The sequence below is a fragment of the Micromonospora sp. WMMD1082 genome, from assembly GCF_029626175.1.
Lineage (GTDB): Bacteria > Actinomycetota > Actinomycetes > Mycobacteriales > Micromonosporaceae > Micromonospora.
This window is the reverse complement of the sequence record NZ_JARUBM010000002.1, coordinates 3,079,035-3,092,326: the sequence shown is the minus strand read 5'-3', so window position 1 is coordinate 3,092,326 and position 13,292 is coordinate 3,079,035. Positions and strand designations below refer to the sequence as shown.

13 protein-coding genes and 1 pseudogene are annotated in these 13,292 nt (G+C 73.2%); 4 read left to right on the top strand and 10 right to left on the bottom strand.

What is annotated here, in order from left to right; all coding sequences use genetic code 11:
- Window positions 1-43: 43 nt before the first annotated feature.
- Complete coding sequence (locus O7615_RS14205) at window positions 44-697, bottom strand: hypothetical protein (RefSeq protein ID WP_278178001.1); 654 nt, start codon at window positions 695-697, stop codon at window positions 44-46.
- A gap of 2 nt (window positions 698-699) precedes the next feature.
- Between O7615_RS14205 and O7615_RS14200 the strand changes: the two genes are divergently transcribed.
- The 3 genes from O7615_RS14200 (at window position 700) to O7615_RS14190 (ending at window position 2,544) form a co-directional block, all read left to right on the top strand.
- A complete protein-coding gene (locus O7615_RS14200) occupies window positions 700-1,146 on the top strand; it encodes a hypothetical protein (RefSeq protein WP_278178000.1) in 447 nt (148 codons plus the stop codon).
- A 229-nt stretch (window positions 1,147-1,375) separates the two neighbouring features.
- On the top strand, window positions 1,376-1,954 hold the full coding sequence (locus O7615_RS14195) for an HAD domain-containing protein (protein WP_278177999.1): 579 nt from the start codon (window positions 1,376-1,378) through the stop codon (window positions 1,952-1,954).
- 179 nt (window positions 1,955-2,133) lie between these two features.
- Window positions 2,134-2,544, top strand: a complete 411-nt coding sequence (locus O7615_RS14190; protein WP_347405127.1) for a DUF4262 domain-containing protein — start codon at window positions 2,134-2,136, stop codon at window positions 2,542-2,544.
- Window positions 2,545-2,719: 175 nt separating this feature from the next.
- Here O7615_RS14190 and O7615_RS14185 read toward each other — a convergent pair whose 3' ends face one another.
- The 5 genes and pseudogenes from O7615_RS14185 to O7615_RS14165 form a co-directional block, all read right to left on the bottom strand.
- Window positions 2,720-4,123: a hypothetical protein gene (locus O7615_RS14185; protein ID WP_278177998.1), complete on the bottom strand. Its 1,404-nt coding sequence runs from the start codon at window positions 4,121-4,123 to the stop codon at window positions 2,720-2,722.
- Window positions 4,120-7,188: a BTAD domain-containing putative transcriptional regulator gene (locus O7615_RS14180; protein ID WP_278177997.1), complete on the bottom strand. Its 3,069-nt coding sequence runs from the start codon at window positions 7,186-7,188 to the stop codon at window positions 4,120-4,122. Before O7615_RS14180 ends, O7615_RS14185 begins: the two co-directional genes overlap by 4 nt.
- 32 nt (window positions 7,189-7,220) lie before the next feature.
- A complete protein-coding gene (locus O7615_RS14175) occupies window positions 7,221-7,613 on the bottom strand; it encodes a pilus assembly protein TadG-related protein (protein ID WP_278182103.1) in 393 nt (130 codons plus the stop codon).
- A gap of 728 nt (window positions 7,614-8,341) precedes the next feature.
- Window positions 8,342-8,746 (bottom strand): annotated as a pseudogene (locus O7615_RS14170) (TadE/TadG family type IV pilus assembly protein); the annotation flags it as partial.
- A gap of 44 nt (window positions 8,747-8,790) precedes the next feature.
- A complete protein-coding gene (locus O7615_RS14165; RefSeq protein WP_278182102.1) occupies window positions 8,791-8,997 on the bottom strand; it encodes a hypothetical protein in 207 nt (68 codons plus the stop codon).
- Between the two features lie 75 nt (window positions 8,998-9,072).
- On the opposite strand from O7615_RS14165, the gene O7615_RS14160 reads away from it, so the two are divergent.
- Entirely contained in the window at window positions 9,073-9,375 is a 303-nt protein-coding gene (locus tag O7615_RS14160; RefSeq protein WP_278177996.1) for a hypothetical protein, read from the top strand.
- A gap of 148 nt (window positions 9,376-9,523) precedes the next feature.
- Here the strand turns inward: O7615_RS14160 and O7615_RS14155 are convergent, their stop codons facing one another.
- Genes O7615_RS14155 through O7615_RS14140 form a run of 4 tightly spaced genes read right to left on the bottom strand, consistent with a single transcriptional unit; the run spans window position 9,524 to window position 13,280 of the window.
- Window positions 9,524-10,393 (bottom strand): type II secretion system F family protein, encoded by an 870-nt coding sequence (locus tag O7615_RS14155; RefSeq protein WP_278177994.1) that lies wholly within the window; start codon window positions 10,391-10,393, stop codon window positions 9,524-9,526.
- A complete protein-coding gene (locus O7615_RS14150) occupies window positions 10,390-11,232 on the bottom strand; it encodes a type II secretion system F family protein (protein ID WP_278177993.1) in 843 nt (280 codons plus the stop codon). Before O7615_RS14150 ends, O7615_RS14155 begins: the two co-directional genes overlap by 4 nt.
- A 3-nt stretch (window positions 11,233-11,235) precedes the next feature.
- Window positions 11,236-12,558, bottom strand: a complete 1,323-nt coding sequence (locus tag O7615_RS14145; protein ID WP_278177992.1) for an ATPase, T2SS/T4P/T4SS family — start codon at window positions 12,556-12,558, stop codon at window positions 11,236-11,238.
- Window positions 12,555-13,280, bottom strand: coding sequence for a hypothetical protein (locus O7615_RS14140; RefSeq protein ID WP_278177991.1), 726 nt, complete (start codon window positions 13,278-13,280; stop codon window positions 12,555-12,557). The genes O7615_RS14145 and O7615_RS14140 overlap by 4 nt, the downstream gene beginning before the upstream one ends.
- Between the last annotated feature and the right edge of the window lie 12 nt (window positions 13,281-13,292).

The window sequence follows — 13,292 nt, the reverse complement described above, 5'->3', positions numbered from 1 at the left end:
GCACCTCTCTTGTCAACCCGCCGGCAGCAGAGAGGTCTCCCCGTTAGATCCACACTCCCTGGCGCGGTCGTTGTGGGTGTGGGCGGGGTACGGTGGGGTCCTCGCGACGAGGTTCGGCGCTCTGGTCGGTTGCGGGCCGCGGGCCCGGCCAGTGGCGGGTGTCCACGGTCGAGGGCCGGTCCTGCGGCACTGTCAGATCGGCTGGGTCGGACGGCGCGCGTCCCCGCGCTGCCGGCGACGGTGAGGACTCTTGCTCGAGGAGCGAGGCGGGGCCGCCGTCCCCATCTGATCGTGTGCGCGTCGGCCGTAGGCGCCCGCGGCGCGGTGCGGGGCGCTCGGTCCGGCTCGCGATGCGTGTTGGCGCGAGGTCGGTGGCGATGAGTTGGGTGAGTCCGTCGTAGTCGGCGGTGGCTGCCAGGCGGGCGGCGATCTCGTTGAGGTCGTAGACGTGTTCGGCGATCGTGGCGGTGGTCGGGTCAACGGCTGCCTTGATCTTGCGGCGCAGGACCTTGGCGATGGCGGCGTCGCGGTGTTCACGGCGCAGAGTGGTCACGTCGAGTCCTTGCTCACGGGCCGGTGGCGTCTGCTGCCGACTGATGTCGGCATCGACTTGACCCGACGCGTTGGCATGCGCGTGGATCATATCGGCGCCGTGCGCGCCTTCAACAAGCTTCCACCACTCGCGACTGGAGTTCACCCATGCCTTTGGTTCGCATCGATGATGCCGTGATGGCGCGTCTGCGTGGACACGGACGCTTCGGCGACACCTACAACGACATCCTGCGTAGCCTGCTAGGGCTACCCCGCGCCGAGGGTGTGTCCGCCACCGCGGACACCTCCATACCCGGCGCGTTGATGCCCCTCATCGCCGCCGGAATGCTCACCGTGGGGGAAACCGTCACGTGGTACCGCAGCCGGCGCGGCGAGGTGCACACCGCGACCGTCGATGACGCCGGCCGCCTGGTCACCGCCGAAGGCGCCATCTTCTTCACCCCAGACACCTGCGCCAGCTCGATCGCAGGCTACCCATGTAAGGGCTGGCCTACCTGGCGGACTGCGGCCGGGGCCAGCCTGCAGCAACTGCGCGTTCGGGCGGCCGCCGCGACCGCAACCGGCCGCTCCAGCAGCACCACAACCACCCGCTGAGCCTACCCTCAGTTCGTGTTCCGGCCCCGGCCCGTCGTATCCGGAGGCGAACCCGTACCGCTGGCGCCCCTGTCCCACCCACCCGCCCACCCGCCGAGGACCGCACCGGGACCGTTCACACCGGCGGCGACGGCTGCCCCGCGAACCGATACGAGTAACCGGCCGGCCGTCGGCGCTGGCTTCACCGCCGCGCCGACGACCCGGCCATCCCGGAAAGGCAACCCACGACATGCACGTAGACCCTGCGTCACCGGTCGTCGCCGTCGATGTCGACGGCGTACTCATCCCCGACGCCGCAGAGGCGTCCGAGCAACTGGGCTACCGACCACACCAGTACGACGGACCCAATCCGGCCGGCGAGCACGTCACCGGCACCGTCTGGCTGCACCCCGAACACGGTCCCTGGCTGCGGGAACTCACCAGCCGCGGCGCCATGCTGGTATGGAACACCAGCTGGGGACCACTGGCCGCGAGCTGGATCGCCCGGCACCTGGGCCTACCCGAAGACCTGACCGTCATCGAACACCGCTACCCCGGCATCGCCTGGGGCCATCAACGGAAACTGTTCGACCTATACGCCTGGACCGGCCAACGGCCCACCGCCGTGCTCGACGACGAACACGGAGGAAAGGACCCCTACGACGCCGAACGGCGCACCGCCGAGGGCATCCCCACGCTGCTGGTACCCGTCAACGGCTACACCGGCCTGCGCCGGCACGACATCGACCAGGTGCACGCCTGGCTCGACGCCCTGCCGCCGACACCGCCCGCGCCGATGACCACCGATCCGTTCAACCCGATCCGATGACCCGAGCCTCTCTGCGAGGCGGAACCCGACGTTCGGGCCGCCTGCGGTCCGCGACCGGTCCCGCCCCGCTCGTCAGGGCAAGCAACGCAGGGCATCACCTCAGCCGCGACTGAACAGAATCGAGGAGTGACACGCCATGGGAATCGACGACGTCGAGCGTCGGCAGCAGGAACTTATCGATCGGTACGGGTGGGCAGTCACTGCCGTCGTCCCGACCGAAGACGACCCCGGGAGCCCCGTTCGCCTACACCGTCGGGCTCACCGCGCACGGCTACCCGGAATTCATCGTCGCCGGCCTAGACCCCGGCACATCGCAGGCGCTGCTTAACGACCTCGCCACGCGGGTCTTCGACCGTGCGGAACGGTTCACGTCAGGTCAGCGCATCAGCGATCTCCTGGCGGGTTACGACGCCGTCATCGTTGAGGGATCCGCCACAGAGGCACTACTTCCCGGCGCCGTGTTCGCCCGGTACGGCAGGAATACCGTTCGCCTGCAACAGGTGGTGTGGCCCGACCAGCACGGTCGCTTTCCTTGGGAGCCTGGCTACGCCCCTGAACGGCATGTCCAGCCGATACTCGAACATTCGTAGCGATTGCGTAGTGGAGAGGCGCGGCGGTCGCGGAGGTGACTTCGGTGGCGTGACCGGCGATGGGGCAGACCGGGCGCGGACTTCTGCGACCCGCACGGTAGGCGTTCGCCGCGGTGGACGTCGGCCGACGGTGTGCACGGCGACGGGTGCTCTACCTCCGGGTGAGTGCAGCGCGCTACCGCCGGCTGCCTGTTCTGGTGGCGGGTCGCCAGCTCGGGGGTAGGTAGCGGCGCACGGTCCGTTCGGTCTTGCCGACTCTGCGCGCGAGTTCGTCGAGCTCCATGCGGGGATCGCGGCCGAGCCAGTACGCAACGGCAGCTGCTGTCTTGCGAGGAATCTGTGATGGGTCACCGCGGTCGGTGGGGAGATGGGTGTCGTTGGCGTCGCTGTTGGCGTTTGCGTGAGTGTCGTGTTGGCTGTCTCCGGTGGGGGTACGGCCGTTGTCTGCCTGGGCGGACCGTACGGTTGAGTCCTCGCGGCGGGGTTCGGCGCTGTGGTCGGGTGGGGGCGGCGGGAGCGACCGGTTGCGGGTGTCCACGGTCGAAGATCGGTTCCGCGGCACTGTCAGGTCGGCCGAGTCGGAGGGGGCCTGTCGCCGCGCTTCCGGTGCCGGCGGTGAGGACTCTTGGTCGAGGAGCGAGGTGGAGCCGCCGTCGCCGTCCAATCGCGTGGTGCGCGTCGGCCGCAGGCGTCTGCGGCGCGGTCCGGGGCGGTCCGTACGGCTCGCGATGCGTGTTGGCGCGAGGTCGGTGGCGATGAGTTGGGTGAGTCCGTCGTAGTCGGCGGTGGCTGCCAGGCGGGCGGCGATCTCGTTGAGGTCGTAGACGTGTTCGGCGATCGTGGCGGTGGTCGGGTCAACGGCTGCCTTGATCTTGCGGCGCAGGATCTTGGCGATGGCGGCGTCGCGGTGTTCACGGCGCAGTTCGGCGCGGGCGGCGTGGAATGAGTCGTAGAGCCCGAGGGTGCGGTCGGCCCTGGCCAAGGATCGGGCGCGTCGGGTGGTCCGGGGATGCCGGATCCAGTGGTCGAGGAGTTCGTACGCGGGTGTGGTGGCGGGCAGCGCGCCGGTGGCACGGAGGCGGTCTCGTCGCATGTTCTCGGCGTGGATGAGCCACACGAGGTAGCCGAGGGTGGACATGCCCGCGAAGAATCCGGCGGCGAGGACGTCGTCGTGGGACAGCCAGTTCAACGTCACGGCGGCCGCGGCGACGGCGGCCGACAGGATGCGGGAGCCGAGGGAACGTTCACCGAGGCGGCGTCGGACGTCCGCGTTGGTCATCACCACGACGCCGCCCAGTTCCAGTGTGGCGACGGCGGGGATCGCGATGAGCAGGTGGACGTCGAGTTTCTGGGTCGCGCCGATGACTTGCCCGGTCAGGGCCACCAGGAGTACGACCACGTAGAAGAGTGCCCGCATCCGAGCGGCTTGCCGGACCGCGTGCGCCAGCTGCGGGTCGAGTGCGCCGGCAGCGGGGGTGAGGTTCGCGCGGGCGGATGCGCCCGGGCAGGTGGGGGCCGGTGAGTGCGGCGAAGTCGATGCGGGTCCGGTAGGGCGGCCGAGCCCCCCGGGCGTGGTCACGTCGAGTCCTTGCTCACGGGCCGGTGGCGGCCGAGCTGGTTGACCAGGCTGCGGGCGATGCTGGTGGTGTCGTCGCTGACCTCGGTGTCGATGCCGTCGAGGGCACGGGCGAGTTGACGGTGTAGGTCACGGATGGCGGTGGCGTCGCCGAGCGCCGCGTGTACGCGCATCGCCGCCTGGTACAGCGGTTCGGCGTAGGGGTGGTGGCTGATGGCCGTGGTGAGCACGGTGAGGGCGTCGGCGGGGTGGTCGGCCAGCGCGTCGGCGAGGGCGAGGGCGGCGTCGGCGGCCTGCCGTTGGACGGCTTCGCGGTACGGTTCGATCCACTCGTAGTCCTTGCCCCGGGCGAGCGGGCCTTGGTAGGTGTCGACAGCGCGGCGCAGCGCGGCGATCCGGTCGGCGGGGGTCGCGGCGCGGTTGGCGTGGTCGAGGGCGTCGCTCATCCGCCAGAGGTCCACGTCGACGGTGTCGCGGTGCAGGGTGTAGCGCTGGTCGGGGTGGGACAGGTAGGTGGCGGTGCCGCCGGTGCGTTTGAGCACGCGCCGCAGGTTGTAGACGTAGGTGTGCAGCCGGTGCGGTGCCTTGCTGGTCGTGGCTTCGGGCAGGAGGTCGTCCAGGATCGATTCCCGGCTGACGGTGCCGCCCCGCACGGCCAGGTAGACGAGCAGTTCGAGGGACTTGCCGCGCAGGGGCTGCGTCGTGTCGACGTCGATGATGCGGGCGTCGCCGAGAATCTGGACCTTGACCTGGTCGGCTATGTCGTGCGGGTCGGTGCCGTCGCGGGGGGCAGAGGTGTCCTCGCGGTCGGCGCGGTCGTGGTCGGTGTCGTGGCCGGGCGCTGACGCGGCGCTGTCGCTTACGTCGATGGTCGGCTCGACGGTGGGCGTGGGTCGGTGGTCGCCGGGTGCGGCCAGTTCTGCTGAAGGGGTGGCCTTTTCGTCGTTGTGGGCCGCCGCGGGGTCGGGGCCCGCCGCGGGGTCGCCAGGCGTGGTGGTGTCGGGCAGTGGGGGGCGTTCGGTGGGGGCCGGTGGCTGTGGCTCGCCGGTGTGGGACTCGGCGAGGACGCGGAGCAGGTCGGCGGCTTCGGTCGGGTCGATGACGGTGAGGCGGCCGATGTCGGCGGGGTGGCGTCCGTGCCGGTGCGCGTCGCTGTCGGCCGGGCGGGTGGATCCGTCGCCTGCGACGGTGACGGTGTCCCCGTCGGGCCAGGCGCCGAGCAGGATGCCGTGGATGTCGAGTCGTTGCCCCTGGGTGAGCACCGCGGCGATGCGTGCGCGTTCGTGTGCGGCGGTGGTGTCGGTGATGAGGACGATCGGCGGGAGGGGCTCGGCCATGGGGTCCGCGTCGCGCAGGGCGCTGACGGTGTCGACTTCGTGGTCGAAGCAGACTCGGGTGCGGTGCAGGGTTTGCTCCTCCAGCAGCGTCAGGGCGTCGGTGAGCCCGCCGGTGACGGTCAGCCGGGGGGTGTCCGGCACCCCAACGGCGGCGGCGCCCAGCAGGGTGGCCAGGGTGCCGGCGGGGATCACGACGTGCCCGCGGCTGTTGGGTTCGTCCAATCCACCTGCGGCGAGAGCGGATACCAGGAAGCCTCGGGCCGCGGCGTCGGCACCGGGGCCGATCAGTCCCAACCCGGCGGGTGGCCACACCTCGATCAGCGGGCTGGACAGGGCGGGCGTGACCGGCTGCGGCACGCCCGCGTCGACGGCGGTCCCGTCGTCGTCGGGGTCCGGCTCGTCCGGCCTGGGCTCGATGGGGAGCGTGTCCAGCGGGGTGTCGGGGCTCGTCCGAGGAGTCGGTGGCGGACTTCGGTGCAAGCCACGACGGATCCGGGTGATCACCCCCGGCATGGGGGCGACGCTCGGGTCCTCCAGGCGTAGCCGGGGGGTGGGCTTGGCAGGGACGTAGCGGCGACGGCGATGCGCCCAGACCAGCGCGACGGCCGCGAGGATCGCGGCGACGAGTCCGAGGTCGAGCCAGCTGCCGGTGCCCAGTGGCACCCCGGGCGACGTTTCCGGTGGGGGTGTGGGTGTCTGGTGTTCGGCCGGTGAGTCCCCGGTGGAGGTGTCCGTCGTCGGTGGTGGGCCTGCCGGTGTGGCAGCGACGTCGGCCGGCGCGGCAGGCTCCACCACACCGTCGTCATCGTCTGATAGCGGTGGCGTGCTGGGGCTGGCGGGAGGACTCGGGGCCAGAGGTTCGGACGGCGGCTGGTCGGCAGGTGGTGGCGGCGCTGGTGTGGGCGGATCGGGTGCCGGCTGGTCGGGCCGGGTCGCGCCGGAGCCGGCCGGCGGCGTCGCGTCGTCGGGAAGTTCCAGGGTCCAGCCCGGGTAGATCAGGTGTGGGTTGGTGAGCGTGCCGCCGACGTCGCGGAAGTGGGTGCCTCGGTTCAGGGCGAAGATCTCCGGCCACCGGTTGGCATCACCCAGCCACTGCCGCGCGATGCCCGACAAGGTGTCGCCGCGGGTGACCTGGCAGGTGTAGCGCTGCCCGGCCGACACCAGCGTCACATGCCCGGCCACCAGCTGCATCGGATCGTGCGTGCCGCGCCGGGTCTCCGCCAGGGCTGATGTCTCACGGTCCGGCCGGTGAGGATGCGTGATTGCGGGTCGGGTCGTGGTGCTCGACGCGCTGTCCGCCGCGTTGGCCGTGGCGGCCACGGCCGGGACCGTCCCGCCCGCCGGCTGGATGAAGGTGGGGGCCGCCTGGGCGGCGGTGGCGAGTACACCGCCGGTGATGGCGGCGACCAGGAGCGCGGCGAGCCCTCGGGCGGGGGCGATGGCGCGCGGTTGTGGCAGGCGGATGCCCGCGACAGCTTCGGTGACCTCGGCGACCAGGGACCAGATGAAGGCCGCCCAGGCCAGCCACAGCAGGCAGGCGATGGCGTTGCCGATCATGGTGTCGGTCAGCGGTGAGGTCAGGGTGGTGGCGAAGTCCTGCCAGGTGGGGACCTGGTGGGGTAGCGGCCAGCCGACGTAGCGGATGAGTGCGTAGGGCACGCCGGCGGTGAGCAGGGCCACGAACGCGAGGCCGGCCAGCCGGCGGGCCGTGGCGGCGAGGAATGTGGACACTGCTGCTCCCGGTGGTGCAGGTCGGGTCGGTCTCAGTCGGGCGCGGTGACGCCGGTCAGGGGTGTCGCGGTCGCGGTCGCGGAGACCGGCAGGCCCGTGATGCCGACGAGGTGCAGCAGCTGGGTCTGCCGGGTGCCGGTGATGGTCACGGTGACGGTGGTGGTCGACGCGGTGGCGGTGATCTGCCCGTCGACGCCGGTCTGGGCGGCGAAGGCGCGTGCCGCGGCGGCGGCCCGCGCGGGGTGTAGTCCGATCGCTGCGGTGGCGCGGTACGCGGCGAGGTCGATCTCGCGGGCGCCGGCCCGGGCGGCCGCCTGCGCGATGTCGCGCAGGCGAACCTTGTCGGCCATCGCGGCGCCGAGGTCGAGCACGAGGCCGGCGAGGACCAGGACGATGACGACGCCGACGACCGTCCACGGGGTGATCTGCCCGTGGTCGTCGTGACAGGCCTGTCGGGCTCGGGCACCCCGAGGCCGCGTGGCGCCGGTCCTGGCCCGCTGACCGGCATCGCGGGCCGGTCGATGCGCCCCAGCGACGCGGGCGATGTCGGTGCCGGGCCGCCGCCGGTGGTCGGCGGGGCGCGCAGTGCCCGGCTCCGGTGCGGCTCCGGCGCCCTCGGTCAGGCCCACGGCGGGCAGGAAGCGTCGCGGATCCCGACGACGTTTCGGCATTCCTGAACCCGCGAGGACCCGCTGGTCGACGTCGCGGTAGGTGTCCAGGGGTTGGTGGGAGGTGGCGCGGATGGTGACGGAGCCGGGCAGGCCGAGCCCGACCAGGTCGTCGAGGCGCACGGTGCAGGCAACGGCGGCGCTGACCTGCCCGCCCGGGGTGAAGGTGCCGGGGTCGACCGTGACGGTGGATGGCTGGCAGGTGATGCCTCGTCGAGCGAGGGCGCTGGTGGCGGCGGCGGCGCCGTCGATGGTGGCGGCGGCGGGTGTGCGGGCCAGGGACGCCTGGCGGGCGGCGGTGCCGGCGGCGGAGTTGACGTCGATGGCCGCGGACGCCAGCCGCAGGCAGGCGACGATGGCCAGAGCGGCGAGAACCATCAGCGGCACGTAGCCGAGCGCCAACTCGACGCTGATCGAGCCGCGGTCGCCGGCCCATCCTGGCCGCCGCGCACCGGCGTGCGGGCGGTGACCGGCCGGAGGCGCGCTCATCGCGGGTCCTGTTCGACCGCGGTGCCGCCGCGGGGCAGGGCGAGCGCCCGGAACCTCTCGGTGGGGGCGCTGACGTCGGTGCTCACCCGCAGGCGCAGGAACGGCACGACCGCGGGTGCCCGCCCGGACACCGCGACGCTGGCGATGTCGGCGGTGCGGGTCACTGACACCTGCGGGTCGGTGACGAGGCCGGCGGCGACGTGGTCCAGGACAGCGACCGCGTCGGCGTGACCGCCGGCGGCGGTGCCGTCGAGCGTCCTGGTCGTCTGCAGGGCGTGGTTGGCGGCGTGCTGCACGCCGAGTTGGGCGAGCGCCCAGACGGCGAGTTGCACGCCGACGAGGACGAGCAGCATCAGCAACGGCGCGGTCAGGACCACCTCGGTGGTAACCGACCCGCGGTCGTCGCGGGTCTGGCGGGCGGGGTGGCCGTCGCGCTGGCGCGGCGCTAGAGGGTGATGCCCGTAACCTTGCCGATGATCTTCGACTCGAAGATGGCGTAGACGGCGAGGACCAGGGAGACCAGCAGGGCGATCCACAGGACCTTCTCGCTGGTTTCGCTGCCCCGGTCGCCGGAGCCGCGCAGACGACGGATCCGGGCGGCGACGGTGAGGTGGACGAGGGTCAATCTGGCCAGCACCGCTGCTCGGGCCAGCACCGCTGCTCGGGTACATGCGAGTCTCCTCTGGCTGCCGCTGTCGCGGTACGGTCTACCGCCGGTCGGTGGTCGGTGGTCGGGGGCCGCGGTGCCGGGCGGGCGCCGGACGGTGGGCTCGCCGCCGCCCATCCGCGCGGGCCGTTCACCCCGGCGGGCAGCGCGGGGTTGTCCGCGCTCGCCGGCGGCAGCGCCACGGCATCGCTCCTGTGGGTACGGTGCGACGGTGTCGGGCAGGCCCCGCGTCGCGCGCTGTTCGTCGCGGGTACCGGCGCGGTGGGCGTGTCTGGTCCGGGTGGCGTACCGGTCTGCGCTCCTGCCGGCGGCAACGTCGACGGCGTCGGCGCGCGCGGCCGGGGATGGGACGGGTGCCGGTGACTGCCGGCCGCGCCTGGGCGCGGGACCGTGGCGGACCGGGGTGTGTGTGGCGCCGGCGCGAGAGCGGGCGGGCTCCGGTGGTGTCATTGCTGTGCGTCTCCCCTCGGTTGCGGTGTGGCAGCACGTCGGTTCCGCGTCGACGCGCTCGTCAGAGCGCGTCGATCACCGCGACTGCCGGGTAGAGCAGGAACAGCAGGTAGGCGGCGGCCAGCAGCATCACTGGCATGGACATCCGTTCGGTGGCGGCGTTGGCCTTCGCTTCGAGGGCGGTGCCCTGGTGGGCGCGTAGGGTCGCGGCGCGGATGGTCAGCGATGCGCGGATGCGGGCGCCTTCGGTGCCGGCGAGACCCAGCGCCGCGGCGACCTCTTCGAGTTCGATCACACCGGTGTCGGCGCCGAGCTGACCCAGTTCCTGCCACGGGGGTACGCGCAGCAGCCGTGCGGTGTCCACGGCGCGGCGCAGCCGCTGCGCGGCCCAGCCCCGGGCGTCGGCGCAGGCGTCGTCGAGGGCTTGTTCGAGCCCGGCGCCACCGGCGAGGGAGATGACGACCAGGTCGAGCACCGCGGACAGGGCGTAGCGCATCTCGTCGCGGCGCCGCTGCGCTTCGGCGCGGACGGTGGACTCCGCCAGCCACCACCCGCCCCCGGCGCCTACCAGGGATGCCCACACCGGCGTGCCGGCGGCGAAGCTGACCCCACCGGTGGCCAGCACCGCCATCGCGACCGGTGGCAGCAGCAGGCCGGCGAGGATGGCCAGCATCTGGTCGGCCAGGTGTAGCGCGGCGGGCCGCTCGAGCACCGCCAGGTCGGCGCGCATCCGCTGGCCGGGCAGGCCGAGCGCGCGCAGCGGCGCGGACAGCAGCCGGGCGCGCGCCGGTGCCGGCGGCGGGGCCGGAGCGGGTGCCCGACGCAGAGCGTCGAGGGCCTGGGCGAGGCTGGGTCGGGCCGGCATCAAGCCGGTGGCGACCAGGACCAGTCCAAGGCCGGCGGCCAGTCCGCAGGCGAGCACCATGCTCATGACGCCCGCCCCGGGCTGCCGAGCACGCGTGGGGGTTGGGGAAGCCGGGAGGCGCGGGCCAACCACCAGAACCCGCCGGCGAACACCCCACCGACCAGCAGGAGCACCAACTGCCCGGTGACGCTGTGGTAGGGGGCGAGGAAACCGCGGTTGAGCAGGATCAGTCCGGCGACCATGGCGATGCTGGTACCGGTGATGACGCGGGCGGCGGTGCGGGTCGCGGCGCGTTTGGTGGCGATGCGCATCCGGATGGCCGCGAGGTCGCGGGCGGTGGCGGCCAGGCTCGTCAAACTGTCGGTCAGCTGTCCGCCGTGGTGGCCGGCGGCCTGGGTCAGGGCGCGGACCACCAGGTCGGCGACGGGATCGGCGAGGTCGGCGGCGAGGGCGTGCAGGGCGTCGGGCAGCCGCGCCCCGCCGCGCACGGCCTGGGCCAGCGCGGTGACCTGCGCCCGGATCGGCGCCGGCGTGACCGCGGCGGTGGCGGTGATCGCCTGCTCCAGTCCCGCGGCGGAGGAGAGGGTGTCGCGCAGCAGTTCCGCCCAGGCGGCGACGGCCTCGATGCGGGCCAGCGCGCGGACCTGGTCACGGTCGGGGCCGAGGATGCGAGGCAGCGCCCACACGGCGGCGCCGCCGAGCAGCGCGGCGACGGGCCAGCGGGTCAGCGTCGCCGCGGCGAGTCCCGCGGCGACGGCGGCCAGCAGCCGGGTGCGCTGCGCCCGTGTCCACCCGGTCCGTCGCCGGCCGCCGGGGGTGCCCGGTGCGCGGCGGCGTAGGCCGTCGGCGATCAGGGCCAGACCGGCGGCGCAGCCGACACCGAGCAGGATCGGCGACAGGTCCACGGCTCACCACCGATCCGCGGCGAGACGGTCGAGGTCCAGGCCGGCGGCGGTGAGGTCGTCGAGGGTGTCGGCGCGCAGTGGTGCGGCCGGCACGGCCCGCCGGTCCGGACCGGGGCGGTAGATCTCGTTGGAGGTCACCTGCGTGCCGTCGGTCTCCAGCACCTGCCGAATCGAGGACAACACACGGGTGCCGTCGGTGGCGACGTCGAGGTGCAGCACGAAGTCGACCGCTTGACCGATGAGCACGTTCGCGGCGTCGAAGGTCAGCTGCATCGGCGCCTGCATCACGTACATCGCCAGGCGGGACAGGGCCTGTTTGCTGGAGGAGGCGTGGATGGTGCACATCGACCCGTCGTTGCCCTGCGACATGGCCAGCAGCATGGGCACGGCCTCGGCGCCGCGGGACTCACCGACGATGACCCGGTCCGGGCGCATCCGCAGCCCCCACTTGACCATGGTCGTCATGTCGATGCCGCCGACGCCCTCGAGGTTGGGTTCGCGCTGCTGCAGCGCCGGGGTGTTCGGGTGGGCGTCGGTGTTCTCGTCGAGGCCGACCTCGAAGGCGTCCTCGACGGTGACAATCCGTTCGTGGGCGCCGATCGCCCCGGCGGCGGCGCGCAGCAGGGTGGTCTTGCCCACGCCGGTGCCGCCGCAGATGACCAGGTTCTTGCGGGCCCGCACCATCGCGGCGATGAGGTCGCGCAGCCCGGGGGTGAGTTCACCGCGCTGGACGAGGTCGTCGAGCGTGACGTGCTGCAACACGTTGCGGCGGATCGCCAGGGTGGGCCGCTTGGACACCGCCATCACCGCGAACAGCCGGTGCCCGCCGGAAAGCCGCAGCGACAGGCTCGGTGATCCGCGGTCGAAGCGTCGCTCTTCCTGGCCGCTGCGCGCCGCCGCGACCCGCACCAGTTCGATCAGCTCGTCGTCGGAGGCGGCGATCGGCGGCACCCGGACCATGACCCCGCCGGTGGTGCGGATCCACACGTTGTCGCAGCCGTTGGCGAAGACATCCTCGACGTTCGGGTCGTCGAGCCACCGTTGCAGGCCACCCAGGCCGGTGAAGGTGTGCTGCAGCTCCCGGGCCAGCGCCGCCTCCGCCTTCGCGGTCAGCGGAACACCGCCGTCGGTGATCGTGTCGCGGGCGTGCGCCACGAGTTCCTCGGCGATGAACCGGGCGATCAGCGCGTCGGGTGGCGGATCGGACGCGGTGGTGGTGTGCGCGGCGAGCCGGCCGCTGATCCGCGACCGCAGCCGCGCCACCAACTCCGGCGCCACCGCCTCCGGCCTCGCCGGTGCGGGCGGAACACCCGCGGGGCCGGTCACCGGGCGACCTCCAGCCTCGGGCGGGCCGGCTGCGGCGGGTCCGCGAGGGTGGTGGCCAGGGTACGCAGCGCCTGCGCCAGGCGGGTCCGCGCCCACCCGGGTCCGGCCATCCGCCCGCTCAGCCCGGCCGCGCCCCACCGGTCGCGGGGCAGGTGGGCCCATACCGGCGCACCGCACTGGCCGCTGATGTCCTGCGGCGTGAAGGATGTCTTGCCGGTCACGACCAGGCCGACGGTGCCGGTGTGCACCCTGGCGCGGAGCCCGGCCAGCCGGTGCGCGACGTGGTCGAGGTGCTCGGTGTCACCGACGGTGAGGACCACCAGCGCGTCCGCGGCGGACAGCAGGCCATACGCCGGGCTGCCCGGGTAGAGGCGGCCGGCGTCGACGAGCACCACCGGCGCCAGCGCGGCGACCGCCGCCGGCCGGTCGGCGAGCACCGACACCGCTCCCGCGGCCGCGTCGGCGGCCACGACGGCGTGCACACCCAGCGGCAGGATCTGCACGAACGGCGCCACCGCGCCCGCCGGCAGGCCATGACGGGCCGCCGCGGCCAACGCGGCCAACCCCGGCTCCTGCCGCAGCCCGAACCGCGCGGCGACCACGCCGCCGCACGGGTCGGCCTCCACCAGCAGCCCGGGTCGCTTCGGCCACAGCCCGGCCAGACCCAGCGCCGCCGTGGACACCCCGGGCGCGCCGGACACCGACGCGAGGACCACCAACATCGTCCGCACCTC

Excerpts from the sequence above, each read along its gene's own strand:
- O7615_RS14200 (WP_278178000.1), top strand. The coding sequence starts at position 700 with ATGCCTTTGGTTCGCATCGATGATGCCGTGATGGCGCGTCTGCGTGGA.
- O7615_RS14195 (WP_278177999.1), top strand. The coding sequence starts at position 1,376 with ATGCACGTAGACCCTGCGTCACCGGTCGTCGCCGTCGATGTCGACGGC.
- O7615_RS14155 (WP_278177994.1), bottom strand. The coding sequence starts at position 10,393 with ATGAGCATGGTGCTCGCCTGCGGACTGGCCGCCGGCCTTGGACTGGTC.
- O7615_RS14140 (WP_278177991.1), bottom strand. The coding sequence starts at position 13,280 with ATGTTGGTGGTCCTCGCGTCGGTGTCCGGCGCGCCCGGGGTGTCCACG.